The organism is Paenibacillus cisolokensis, from assembly GCF_018403665.1.
GTDB lineage: Bacteria > Bacillota > Bacilli > Paenibacillales > Paenibacillaceae > Paenibacillus_AH > Paenibacillus_AH cisolokensis.
The window spans coordinates 1-11,208 of record NZ_BOVJ01000188.1; the positions used below are offsets into that span (position 1 = coordinate 1).

The window sequence follows — 11,208 nt, forward strand, 5'->3', positions numbered from 1 at the left end:
TTTTGGCCGGTCTGAAGCAAATTCCGGCCGATCTGTACGAGTCGGCGAGAATCGACGGGGCGGGCGCGGCAAGGCAGTTTGCGCATGTGACGTTTCCGCTGTTGACCCCGATCGTTTTTTTCAATCTGGTCATGCAGATCATCCATGCCTTTCAGGCTTTCACCCCGGCCTATGTGGTGAGCGGCGGGAGCGGAGGACCGCTTCATTCCACCTTGTTCTACACGCTCTATTTGTACCAGAAAGGCTTTACGCAGTTCGACATGGGCTACGCCGCCGCCATGGCCTGGGTGCTGCTGCTTGCGATCGCATTTATCACATGCCTGGTCTTCGTGACATCCGGTAAGTGGGTTCACTATCAGGAATAGAGGTGTTGCCAGTTGGTCATGAGCAGGTCGTCAAAGCTGCTGCTGCATGTCGTGATTTTGGCCGGTTGTGTGCTTATGGCGTATCCGCTGGTGTGGATGTTCGTCAGCTCGTTCAAGCCGAACGCCGATATTTTCGCCAATCCGTCGCTGATCCCCCGGACCGTCACCTTCGAGCATTACAAGACGGGCTGGGCCGGACTTTCCGGCTATACGTTCGGCACGTTTTTCGTCAATACGTTCATCGTCGTCGCCTTCAGCGTGATCGGCACGCTTCTTTCCTGCTCCATGGCCGCATACGCCTTCGCGAGGCTGGAGTTCGCGCTGAAAAGGTATTTTTCGCGGTCATGCTGATGACGCTTATGCTGCCGTTTCACGTTACCGTCATTCCGCAATACATCATGTTCAACCGGTTCGGCTGGATAAATACGTATTTGCCGCTGACGGTTCCCAAATTTTTCGCCGTCGAAGCGTTCTTCGTTTTTCTTATCGTGCAGTTCATCCGCTCCTTGCCCAAGGAACTGGACCAGGCGGCGAAAATCGACGGCTGCGGACCGATCCGCATGTACGGGTATCTGATCGTTCCGCTTACGCTGCCGGCGCTGATCACGACCGCGATTTTCACGTTCATCTGGACGTGGAACGATTTCTTCAGCCAGCTGCTCTATATAAGCGGAATTCAACTGTATACGGTAGCGCTTGGGCTGCGGATGTTTACCGATTCGTCCGGCGAAAGTTCGTGGGGAGCCTTGTTCGCGATGTCCATTTTGACGCTCGTGCCGGTGTTCGTCATGTTCATCTTCGCCCAGCGGTATTTGATCGAAGGCATCGCCGCAGGAGGAATCAAAGGGTAGCCGCGCTGGAAGCGGCATATTCCGCCAAGGGGGTGAACGCCGATTTCGGTTAACCGTTCATGAAAGTTCGCCTGGCGTCTTGATGCAGTCGTCTTTTCCGAATAACGATGATGAAAAGGAGTCGATGATCGATGGAACGTCAGCAGGATGACCGCAAGCAGCTGCTTGAGCTGTACAAAGATTTGCGCGTAACGGATGTGCGCGACGGGATGGACTGGGTAGGCTACCACGGCTTCGGTACCGTGCATCACGACGTGAAGCCGCTCTGGCGGACGAGAATCGTCGGTATAGCCCGCACGGCGCGCTACCTTCCTTACGAGGGTCCCATGCCGGGAAAACGCCGGAAGAATATACGGCCTGGGTGAAATGGTATTACCGCGAAGTATGCCACGATCCGTGGCAAGCGGATATTGTGGACGGCGATATTATGGTGATGGATGTCAGCGGTTGCGATGTCGGCATTCTCGGTTCCAATAACACGCTTGCGGCGCTCAAGAAAGGATGCAGAGGCTACATTACGAACGGCGGCGGGATTCGGGATACGGATGAAGTGATCATGCAGAAAATTCCGGTATGGTCGAAATTCGTTTCCCAGGGGATGGATCAGACGCGCATTCGCTTCGATGCCAAGGACGTTCCGGTCGCGATCGGCGGAGTGGCCGTTTATCCGGGTGACATCGTCGTGGCCGATGGCGACGGCGTCGTCGTCGTCCCGCGCAAAATCGCCTACGACGTCGCCAAGTACGCGCATCAGGAGCTGTCCGGCGACAAAGCCGGCCGCAGAAGGCTGTACGAGGAACTGGGCTGGGAACTGGACGCTACCGTGCTGTAAATCGCGGGCAAGCAGCGAGAGCTAATAGCCGTCTATTAGCTCTCATGCTTTGCGCGGAGGGAGAGGCGATGAAATTGAAACGTGTCGGATTTATCGGCTTGGGCGCCATGGGATTGCCGATGGCCCGAAATTTGCTGAAGCATGGTTACGAGGTGCAGGTGGCGGTTCACCGCAATCCGCGTCCGGTCGAAGAGCTGCGAAGCCTGGGCGCCGCGGTTCATCCTCATTTGGAGCATGTCGCCTTGAACAGCGAGGCGTTGATCAGTATATTGCCTGCCGACCGGGAAATGGAGCAGGTGCTTCTGGACGAAAGCATCGCGGGCGCGTTGCCGGCGGACTGCATCCTGATCGAAATGACGTCCGGATCTCCGGCGACGATGAAAGCGATCCATGCGGCGTACAGCGAAAGAGGCATCCGCGTGCTCGACGCTCCCGTAAGCGGCGGGACGGCCGGAGCGGAGAACGGTACGCTTACCGTCATGGCCGGCGGCGACGAAGACGTGCTCGACGAGGTCCGTCCGCTGCTGGCAGCGATGGCCGGGAACATTTGGCGGGTCGGTCCCGTCGGCGCCGGCAAGGCGGTCAAAGCGATCAACCAGATGCTGGCCGGCATTCATATGATCGCTTCCGCCGAAGCGCTGGCTCTGGCCGGGAAGCTCGAGATCGACCCGGAAACGCTGGTACGGGTCATCGGCAGCAGCTCGGGCGCGTCCTGGATGCTGCTGAACAAGTGGGAGACGATCGTCAAGCGGGACTTCAAGCCGGGATTCAAACAGCGCTTGATGAAGAAGGATGTGAAAATCGCCGTCGAGGAAGGAAGGGACCTGCCTTTGCCGCTGGCCCATCTCGCCTTGCAGCTGTACAACATGACGGGGAAGCAAATCGGGGAACAGGATTTCTCCGCGATTGCCGGCTATATTCTGGGGGATGAATAAGGCTATGGAAAATCTCGGATTTCGCATTTTTCCGCTGGAAAACCGGCCGCCGGCAACCGTGCTGGAACGGTTCAAGGCTGCCACCGCTTCTCTGATCAGCGATAACATGAACCGCATGCACGGCGCCGGAGCCGATCTGCGTCCTTGCCATGCCGGCGGCATTCTTCTCGGGCCGGCCTTTACCGTCAGGACGCGGTCGGGAGACAATTTGATGGTGCATAAGGCGATCGACATGGCGGAGCCGGGCGATGTCATCGTCGTCGATGCGGGCGGCGATACGACGCAGGCGATTGTCGGGGAAATTATGCTGCGGCTCGCCAGGAAGAAAGGAGTGGCGGGCTTTGTCATCGACGGGGCGATACGCGATTCGAAGGCGTTCCTCTCGCACAATTACCCGTGCTACGCCAGGGGCGTGACGCATCGCGGCCCGTTCAAGGAGGGACCGGGTGAAATCAACGTGCCCGTCACGGTCGGCTGTATGGTCGTGCACCCGGGCGACATTATATTCGGCGACGAGGACGGGGTCGTCGCGGTGCCGCAAACGCACGCGGAGCGGCTGATGGACAAAGTCGAAGAGCAGCTGCGGCGCGAGCGGGAGACGATGCTCGCGATTGAGAACGGAACGGCGGACCGCGCATGGGTGAACGAAACGATTCGGCGCAAAGGATGCAGGCTGCCATGATCCGCCGTTACGATTGGCAGAAGCTTGCGCAGTATTGCGCCGGTTTGTTCACGGCTGCGGGCGTTTCCCGGGAGCATGCGGACATTATCGCGGAATCGCTCGTGCAAGCGGATCTCCGGGGAATCGATTCTCACGGCGTCGTACGGGCGGATATTTACCTGAAGCGGCTGGAAGCGGGCATGATGAACGCCGACGGGCAGATGTTCGCAAGGACGACGGGCACCGTTACGCTGCTGGACGGGAACAACAATCCGGGAGCCGTCGTCGGAACGAGGGCGCTTGAGCTGGCGCTTGAAGGCGCCAGGCGCAACGGCAGCGCGGTCGTCGGCGTCAAGCGGTCCAATCATTTCGGCACCTGCGCCTATTACTTGCTGAAAGCCGTTCAGCGGGATACGATTATGATCATTATGTCGAATGCGTCGCAAACGATGCCGCCGACCGGCGGGCTGCGCCCGTTCATCGGCACCAATCCGTTGGCCGTAGGCGTGCCGGCCGGCCGCCGGCTTCCGTTTATTCTCGACATGGCCACAAGCGTCGTGGCTAGAGGCAAAATTATTGTCGCCGCCCAAAAGGGCGAGAGCATCCCGCCCGGCTGGGCGATTGACAAATACGGCAATCCGACCACCGACGCCAACGCTGCGCTGGAAGGATCGGTTTTGCCGATGGCGGGCGCGAAAGGATACGGCATCTCCCTGTTTATCGATCTGTTGTGCGGCGTATTGACCGGTGCGGGCTTCGGCCGTTATGTGAACAATATGTACGAAAATTGGGACGAGCCGCAAAATGTGGGGCATATGTTCATCGCGTTCGATATCGGCAAGTTTATGCCGACCGAGCTGTTCAAGGAGCGGGTGGACCGCTATATCGAGGAAATCAAGGCCGAGCCGCGGGCGCCGGGCGTTAGCGAAATTTTGATTCCCGGAGAGCTGGAGCACCGCAAGACGCTGGAGCGGAAGAGCCGCGGGATCGCCCTGCCGGCTTCCGTCGAGACGGAACTGCAAGGCTGGGGGGAGCGTTTCGGTCTCGACTTGTCCTCGGCGCTTCTGGAAGAAAGTCCATATTCGCGATAGAGGGAGAAGATGCGGCATGTTGTGGAATCGGATATTCCGGTACGAGCTTCCGACGGCGGTCGAATTCGGCAACGGAGCGGTAAGGGAGCTTGCTTCACACGTGAAACGGCTGAACGGGACGAAGGTTCTGCTGGTCAGCGATCCGGGCGTGCAGAAGGCGGGTATGACCGACCGTCTGACGGACGTGCTGGCGGATGCCGGCATTCCCTGTACGATCTTTAACGATATCGAAGCGGACCCGGACATTGAGGGGGTGATGCGGGCGAGAGAGGCTGCCGCCGCCACGGGCTGCGACTGCGTCGTCGGGCTCGGCGGCGGCAGCGCTCTCGATACGGCCAAAGCGGCCGCCCTCATGCTCGGCAACCGCGGTCATATCCGCGATTATGTCGGCATCGGCAAGGTGCCGGGGAAGGGCGCGCCGATGATCGCCGTTCCGACGACGGCGGGGACGGGAAGCGAGCTGACCGTCTGGTCGGTGCTTTCCGACAAGCAAGCGAAGGCGAAGCTTAGCGTCGGCAGCACGTACAACTGCCCGGACGTCGCATTGTGCGACCCGGAGCTTACGGTATCGCTGCCCGCCCATATTACGGCGGCCACCGGTATGGACGCCTTGACGCATGCGCTGGAATCGTTCGTCAACAAAGCGACGCAGCCCATATCCGAAGGGCTGTCCATCCAATCGATGAAGCTGATCGCGCGCAGTCTCCGCACCGCGGTCGCGCAAGGGGAAAATCTCGAGGCGCGGTACGACATGCTGATGGCCAGCCTGATCGCGGCGATGGCGTTCAATCCGACGAGGCTCGGTCTGGCTCATGCGCTGGCCATTCCGCTCGGCGCCCATTTTCATATTCCGCACGGGCTGGTCAATGCCATTCTTCTTCCGGTCGTGATGCAGTACAACCTGATCGGCAATCTGGCGAAATTCAAGGAAATCGCGCAAATTTTCGGCATGCCGGTCGAAGGCATGTCGCCGCGGGAAGCGGCCGAGCAGGCGGTCGTCGCCGTACGCGAGCTGAAGCGGGACGTGGGCATTTATCAGTCGTTGGCGGATTTCGGCGTGACGGAGCAAGATCTGGACACGATCGCGGCGGAAGCGATGACTTCGGGCAATGTCCCGGTCAACCCGCGCAGGCCGACGCTGGAAGATCTGAAGCAAATTTGCCGCGATGCGATGGCATAACGACGAAGGGAAGGGGAGCCGAATGAACGGAAATCCGATGAAAAGCTGGCTTGACGCGAATGGGGGCCGCACTTACCGCAATTATATTGACGGCGCCTGGACGGAGAGCGCCGGCGGCCTTACGTATCCGGTATACGAAGCGGCTCGTCCGTCCCGGCGAATCGGCGATTTTCCGGACTCGAACGGGGAGGATGTGAATCGGGCGGTGCTGTCCGCACATCGGGCGTTCGCTTCATGGCGCAATACGCCGGCTCCGGTGCGGGCCGGCATTTTGAACCGTTTTGCCGATTTGCTGGAAAGCGACCGGGAGGAGCTCGCCTACAGGATTTCCGCCGAGCAGGGGAAGGCGCTGGCCGAATCGCTCGGCGAGGTGCGGCGGGCCGCGAATGAGGCGCGCTTCTCCGCAGGCGAGGCGTTTCGCGTCGAAGGATACCGTATGCCGAGCGAGGACGGGCAGATCGGCGTCAGCGTCATCCGCTATCCGATCGGTGTCGTGGCGGCGATCGCGCCGTGGAATTTTCCGGTCGTTACGCCGGTCCGCAAAATTGCGCCGGCGCTCGCCTACGGATGCACGGTCGTGTTCAAGCCGGCTTCGGCCACGCCATGGTCCGCCGTGCGCTTGATGGAGCTGCTGGCCGAAGCCGGCCTGCCCGGAGGGGTCGTCAATATGATACTGGGCGCCGGCGGCAAAGTCGGCGATCCGCTCGTCTCCCATCCTCTCGTGAGCGGCATCAGCTTTACCGGCTCGACCGCTCTCGGCCTGCGCATTAACGGCATCGCCGCTTCGCGTCTGGCGAAGACGCAGCTCGAGCTGGGCGGGAAAAATGCGGCGATCGTGCTGGATGACGGCAATCTGGCTTACGCCGCGGAGCAAATCGTCCAGGCCGCATTTGCCTGCTCGGGACAGCGCTGCACGGCGATCAGCCGGGTGATCGCGCTCAAGGACATTGCGGCAAGACTGACCGATTATATTATGGAACGGATGAGGGAGATCCGCGTCGGGCCGGCCTGGAAGGACGGCGTGACGATGGGACCGCTCATCGACCGCCGGCATTTCGAATCGGTCATGCGCTATATCGAAAGAGGGAAGCGCGAAGGAGCGGTTCTCGCCTGCGGCGGCGATCGCCTCGCCGTCGAGAGCGAAGACGGGGACGAGGCCGGTTATTATGTGGCTCCGACGCTGTTTACCGGCGTGACCGGGCAGATGACGATCGCCAGGGAGGAAATATTCGGTCCCGTGCTGTCCGTCCTGGAAGTCGACGATTGGCAGGAAGCGGTCGATACGGCCAACGGCACCGACTACGGGCTTGCCGCATCCGTCTTTACGAATCGCCCCGACGTTGCGCTGGCGATGACGGAGCTGCTCGAGTGCGGCATGGTTCACCTGAACCACGGGACCGCGAGCCAGGCTCATGTGCCGTTCGGCGGCGTGAAAAATCGGGTTTCGGTCCATACTCGATCGGTCATACGAATCAGGATTTTTTCACGAATATGAAAGCCGTATACGCCAAATCGGAACATTTGCGTTGACGAAAGCCCGGCGCGAAGTGTAATTTAGTTGTGAAAGCGAAAGTAAACCGTTTTCCAAACGAATGTCGTATCCGCGCGATTCTATCTTGTAGGAATGGTGATGATGAAAGTTACAATTACGGATGTGGCGAAAAAAGCCGGCGTTCCAAAACGACCGTCTCGAGAATTATTAATCACAACTACGCTCATACGACGGAAGAGACGCGGCAAAGAGTGCTCGACGTCATCAAGGAACTGGATTACCGGCCGAACGCGCTTGCCAAAGGGCTGAAGTCGTCGCAAACGAACGTTATCGGAATGGTGCTGTCCAATCTGAAAAATCCGTTCTGGACTTCGGTTCTGGAAGGCGTCGAGGACGCCACCCGCAATCAGGGCTTTCACCTTATGATATGCAATTCGGACGAGGAGCCGGAGAAAGAGGAGCAATATATCCGCGAGTTCCGGATGCGGCAAGTGGACGGCATTGTGATCAACCCTACCGTTCGGAATCCGGATTTTTCCGGCAGCTGGTCGATTCCCGCTACCCGCTTGTCGTGATCAACCGCAAGCTTCCGGGCCTGAACGTGAACAATGTCGTCATCAATAACGTGAAAGGCGCCTCGATGGCCGTCCGGCATCTGCTGAACAACGGCAAGCGGAACATCGCCGCCGTCACGTACCGCAACGAGCATGTCAGCACCTGGAAGGAACGGATTCAAGGCTACCGGACGGCGCTGCTGGAGAGCGGGTATGCCGCCGAAGACCTTCGGATCGTCGAAGCCGAGCAGGACAGCGGCAAGATCAAGGAAGCGACGCTCCGCTTCCTGCGCGAGCATCCGGACACCGATGCCGTATTTTCCACCAACAACATGATTACGCTGGAAGTGATGGATGCGATACGCGAGCTCGGACTCAGCATTCCCGAGCGGATAGCGGTCGTCGGCTACGACGAAACCGTCTGGGCGAAGCATCTGAATCCGCCGCTGACCACCATTCGGCAGCCCGGCTATCAAATGGGGCAAATCGCCACGAACATGCTGATCGAATCGATCAGGACGAAAAACGAGACGGAACCGAAGCAGATCGTGCTGGAGCCGGAACTCATCGTTCGCCGATCGAGCGGCGCGGCCGAATAAGCCGGAAAGGGGGAGAAGGATGGATACCGGAAAGCAAGGAGCGATCGCGCCGATTGTGCTCGTGGAAGCGGACGGCAGAAAATGGTACCGGAGAAAGCGAAATATCGCCCGGATCGGCATCGTACTGTTCTGGCTCGCATCGAGCGCCGTCATATTCGCAATGTACGAATCGATCGAACGGACCGTATTGTGGAGCGAGATCAGCATGGCCTGCGCTGCGCTGCTCATCTTCAGTTTCTTCGTGTCCTACGCGTATCGGATCGCCCGAACGACACGACTCGTCAAATCCCGATTCCTCTGGCTGTTGGCCGTCGTTCTCGGCGTCATGGTGCTCTACATATTGCTGATGGCGGGGCAAGCGCTGCTGGACATCGCTGCAGGGCCGGTCGAGAAGCAAATTACGGTGGCCGACCGGTGGGATCCGAGGCGGGGAGGAGACAACATTACGACAACGGACGGCGGCCGCTACGAACTGTTTTCGGAGAAGGTGGAGATGAGAAAAGGCGGCACCTACAAGGTGATCATATTCCGTTACAGCCGCAAAATGGTCGGGTTGGAGCAGGTTGCGCCGTAATTTCATAATCGGGTTTTAACCGCAGCGTTTCGGTATGCTGCGGTATTTTTTTTCGGCTTTTCACGTTTTTCATGTAGCGGATTCGGAAATCGGACCGTCTATAGGGTATGGAGGTGGTCAACAGATGGCGAGGCCGGCCGGCCCAACTGACAAAACCCGATTTCCCGCGGAACCCTCCTTGGCGCTTGAGCGAATGATGAACGAATACGGCTCTTCCGTGCTGCGTACGGCCTATTTTTACTTGGGCGACCGGCATCTGGCCGAAGATATCAGCCAGGAAGTTTTCCTCCGGGCTTATCGCAACTGGACGTCATTCCGCGGCGACAGCAGCGTGAAAACATGGCTAACCGCCATTGCGATCAACGCATGCCGGGACAAACTTGGATTGAAAATGACGCGGGAGCAGCCGACGGATCCGGTTTTGATGCCGGGTGCCGCCCTGCGCAGCGTCGAGGAAGAAGCGCTGGAGCGATTGGATCAAACGACCATTTTGAAATATATCGTCAAACTGCCCGCGCATTATCACGAGGTCATTTACTTGTACTACTACCTTGACCTGGGAACCCGGGAAATCGCCGAAGCGACCGGCGCGCCGGAAGGCACCGTCCGCGGCAGGCTGCACCGGGCAAGGGAGCTTCTGAGCGAATGCCTGGCAAAGGAGGGGCTCGCATAATGACACGACAGGACAGGGAGATCCGGATGCGGGTGAAACTGGAAGCTGACGATATGCTTTTCGCGGATCTCCATTTCGACGAGGAGATGAAGGCGAAGGTGAGACGTATCGCCGCCCTGGATAAGGAAAGGTCCGTTCCGATTCAAGAGCGGCGGCCTTGGAAGCGCAACGCATGGATGGCGGGAGCGATCGCCGCGGCCATCATCGGCATTCTGTTCGTCGTCGCGCCGATGCTCGCCGATGAGCCGGCGGGCGGCAAGACGCCGGGCGAACCGCAGACGCCGGGCACCTTCATCGGCGGTCCGGACGGCGGCGACGGGCCGACAGGCCCTTCCGCAAGCGAACCGCGGGTGGTGAACGGCTACGAAGAAGCCGGCCGCGCATTCGGCGAAGGGCTGCTCATCCCTTCCTATATTCCGGACGGGTTCTCTCTTAACGAAATCAGCGTAACGGGACCGGATGACGGGGAGGCGACGGATGCCGTATTCAGCTACGTGGCGGGAAATCGTTCGTTCGGCGTATTCGCGCAAAAGAACAATGAAGATATGCCGGCCGCCTACGATGAGGAGATCGACGTGAACGGCTCCGCCGGATATTTGATTGCCGGGCCGCCGATGTCGGATGAAGGGCAGTCGGTGCCTAACGTCGAGCTTCACTGGCGCTTGAACGGCATTCATTACATGCTCTCCGGAAATTTGACCGGCGAAGAAGCCGCCGCGGTAGCCCGATCGATGGAGCCGTATGGCGAAAAGCCGGAAAAATAAACAATTAAGAAAAAACGAGGAGGTCTTTCATCATGAAACAAGAGATGAAGAAACGTTGGGCTAAAGTGATCGTATCGGCGGGCTGCATGTTCGTGTTGGCTGCCGGTTCCGTATGGGCCGCCCCGGAAAACGCCGCTTCCCCGCGAGCTTCGGTCGCGGCGGCGACCGAGGACGAACTTTCGGCGAAGCAAGCCGAGATCGATGCGTACGTTTTGGAACGGGACAGGAAGACATCGCCGAGCAAGGGTTCTCGATTACGCATACCGGCGTGGTCGGCGGCATGGTGGAGGTTGGCATTACGCCTTACGACGAGACGTATGCGGATTTCCTCTATGAGAAGTTCGGCCGGGAATCGGTCGTAGTCGTAGAAGGAGAGCAGGCGGTTCTGTTCGGAGCGGCCGACGGTACGGCGCAGGCCGGCGATGCAGGCGCCGCGGGCGCCGCAGGGCAAGCCGCGGCCGGTACGGCGCAGACTGACGATACGGCCGACGCCGTCCAAGCCGCCGCCGCTGCCGACGCCGGCGCCGCGCTTCGGGCAATCGCCGAACGTCATACTGCTGGCGCTGGTCGCCGCTGCCGCGCTCGTTGCCGGCCTGCTCTTTGCCGCCCGCAAGAAGCTGTTCACGCGCGGCTCTTA

The 11,208-nt window shown here is 59.5% G+C and carries 14 protein-coding genes and 2 pseudogenes; 15 read left to right on the top strand and 1 reads right to left on the bottom strand.

Annotated features, from left to right (window positions below; translation table 11 throughout):
* The 15 genes and pseudogenes from PACILC2_RS22860 to PACILC2_RS22915 form a co-directional block, all read left to right on the top strand.
* Nucleotides 1–365: carbohydrate ABC transporter permease (locus tag PACILC2_RS22860; protein ID WP_213531070.1), on the top strand; the 365-nt coding region annotated here is incomplete at its 5' end.
* Nucleotides 366–383: 18 nt separating this feature from the next.
* Nucleotides 384–1,216 (top strand): annotated as a pseudogene (locus PACILC2_RS29590) (carbohydrate ABC transporter permease).
* Between the two features lie 131 nt (nucleotides 1,217–1,347).
* Nucleotides 1,348–1,581: an RraA family protein gene (locus PACILC2_RS27540; protein ID WP_244863772.1), complete on the top strand. Its 234-nt coding sequence runs from the start codon at nucleotides 1,348–1,350 to the stop codon at nucleotides 1,579–1,581.
* Complete coding sequence (locus tag PACILC2_RS22870) at nucleotides 1,578–2,048, top strand: RraA family protein (RefSeq protein WP_244863773.1); 471 nt, start codon at nucleotides 1,578–1,580, stop codon at nucleotides 2,046–2,048. Before PACILC2_RS27540 ends, PACILC2_RS22870 begins: the two co-directional genes overlap by 4 nt.
* A 68-nt stretch (nucleotides 2,049–2,116) precedes the next feature.
* The gene (locus PACILC2_RS22875) at nucleotides 2,117–2,983 is read left to right on the top strand and encodes an NAD(P)-dependent oxidoreductase (RefSeq protein WP_213531072.1); all 867 of its coding nucleotides are present in this window, start codon (nucleotides 2,117–2,119) and stop codon (nucleotides 2,981–2,983) included.
* Between the two features lie 4 nt (nucleotides 2,984–2,987).
* Nucleotides 2,988–3,665 carry an RraA family protein gene (locus tag PACILC2_RS22880; RefSeq protein WP_213531074.1) on the top strand — a complete coding sequence of 226 codons (678 nt, stop codon included), beginning with the start codon at nucleotides 2,988–2,990 and terminating at the stop codon, nucleotides 3,663–3,665.
* Nucleotides 3,662–4,735: an Ldh family oxidoreductase gene (locus PACILC2_RS22885; protein ID WP_213531076.1), complete on the top strand. Its 1,074-nt coding sequence runs from the start codon at nucleotides 3,662–3,664 to the stop codon at nucleotides 4,733–4,735. The genes PACILC2_RS22880 and PACILC2_RS22885 overlap by 4 nt, the downstream gene beginning before the upstream one ends.
* Nucleotides 4,736–4,751: 16 nt before the next feature.
* Nucleotides 4,752–5,915 (top strand): iron-containing alcohol dehydrogenase, encoded by a 1,164-nt coding sequence (locus PACILC2_RS22890; protein ID WP_213531078.1) that lies wholly within the window; start codon nucleotides 4,752–4,754, stop codon nucleotides 5,913–5,915.
* A gap of 22 nt (nucleotides 5,916–5,937) precedes the next feature.
* Complete coding sequence (locus PACILC2_RS22895) at nucleotides 5,938–7,410, top strand: aldehyde dehydrogenase family protein (RefSeq protein WP_244863774.1); 1,473 nt, start codon at nucleotides 5,938–5,940, stop codon at nucleotides 7,408–7,410.
* 65 nt (nucleotides 7,411–7,475) lie between these two features.
* Nucleotides 7,476–7,649 (top strand): annotated as a pseudogene (locus PACILC2_RS29595) (hypothetical protein); the annotation flags it as partial.
* 9 nt (nucleotides 7,650–7,658) lie between these two features.
* Nucleotides 7,659–7,982, top strand: coding sequence for a LacI family DNA-binding transcriptional regulator (locus PACILC2_RS28180; protein WP_280515379.1), 324 nt, complete (start codon nucleotides 7,659–7,661; stop codon nucleotides 7,980–7,982).
* Nucleotides 7,979–8,560, top strand: a complete 582-nt coding sequence (locus PACILC2_RS28185) for a substrate-binding domain-containing protein (RefSeq protein WP_280515380.1) — start codon at nucleotides 7,979–7,981, stop codon at nucleotides 8,558–8,560. Before PACILC2_RS28180 ends, PACILC2_RS28185 begins: the two co-directional genes overlap by 4 nt.
* A 19-nt stretch (nucleotides 8,561–8,579) precedes the next feature.
* Nucleotides 8,580–9,134 carry a hypothetical protein gene (locus PACILC2_RS22905; RefSeq protein ID WP_213531080.1) on the top strand — a complete coding sequence of 185 codons (555 nt, stop codon included), beginning with the start codon at nucleotides 8,580–8,582 and terminating at the stop codon, nucleotides 9,132–9,134.
* Between the two features lie 193 nt (nucleotides 9,135–9,327).
* Nucleotides 9,328–9,807, top strand: a complete 480-nt coding sequence (locus PACILC2_RS22910) for a sigma-70 family RNA polymerase sigma factor (protein ID WP_244863775.1) — start codon at nucleotides 9,328–9,330, stop codon at nucleotides 9,805–9,807.
* Nucleotides 9,807–10,571 (top strand): DUF4367 domain-containing protein, encoded by a 765-nt coding sequence (locus PACILC2_RS22915; protein WP_213531082.1) that lies wholly within the window; start codon nucleotides 9,807–9,809, stop codon nucleotides 10,569–10,571. Before PACILC2_RS22910 ends, PACILC2_RS22915 begins: the two co-directional genes overlap by 1 nt.
* Nucleotides 10,572–10,575: 4 nt before the next feature.
* On the opposite strand, the gene PACILC2_RS22920 is transcribed toward PACILC2_RS22915, so the two are convergent.
* Nucleotides 10,576–11,196: a hypothetical protein gene (locus PACILC2_RS22920; RefSeq protein WP_213531084.1), complete on the bottom strand. Its 621-nt coding sequence runs from the start codon at nucleotides 11,194–11,196 to the stop codon at nucleotides 10,576–10,578.
* Between the last annotated feature and the right edge of the window lie 12 nt (nucleotides 11,197–11,208).

What these genes read in the sequence shown, in the direction of transcription:
- PACILC2_RS27540 (WP_244863772.1), top strand. Translation starts at nt 1,348, where the DNA reads ATGGAACGTCAGCAGGATGACCGCAAGCAGCTGCTTGAGCTGTACAAA.
- PACILC2_RS22875 (WP_213531072.1), top strand. Translation starts at nt 2,117, where the DNA reads ATGAAATTGAAACGTGTCGGATTTATCGGCTTGGGCGCCATGGGATTG.
- PACILC2_RS22880 (WP_213531074.1), top strand. Translation starts at nt 2,988, where the DNA reads ATGGAAAATCTCGGATTTCGCATTTTTCCGCTGGAAAACCGGCCGCCG.
- PACILC2_RS22885 (WP_213531076.1), top strand. Translation starts at nt 3,662, where the DNA reads ATGATCCGCCGTTACGATTGGCAGAAGCTTGCGCAGTATTGCGCCGGT.
- PACILC2_RS22890 (WP_213531078.1), top strand. Translation starts at nt 4,752, where the DNA reads ATGTTGTGGAATCGGATATTCCGGTACGAGCTTCCGACGGCGGTCGAA.
- PACILC2_RS22895 (WP_244863774.1), top strand. Translation starts at nt 5,938, where the DNA reads ATGAACGGAAATCCGATGAAAAGCTGGCTTGACGCGAATGGGGGCCGC.
- PACILC2_RS22905 (WP_213531080.1), top strand. Translation starts at nt 8,580, where the DNA reads ATGGATACCGGAAAGCAAGGAGCGATCGCGCCGATTGTGCTCGTGGAA.
- PACILC2_RS22910 (WP_244863775.1), top strand. Translation starts at nt 9,328, where the DNA reads ATGATGAACGAATACGGCTCTTCCGTGCTGCGTACGGCCTATTTTTAC.
- PACILC2_RS22915 (WP_213531082.1), top strand. Translation starts at nt 9,807, where the DNA reads ATGACACGACAGGACAGGGAGATCCGGATGCGGGTGAAACTGGAAGCT.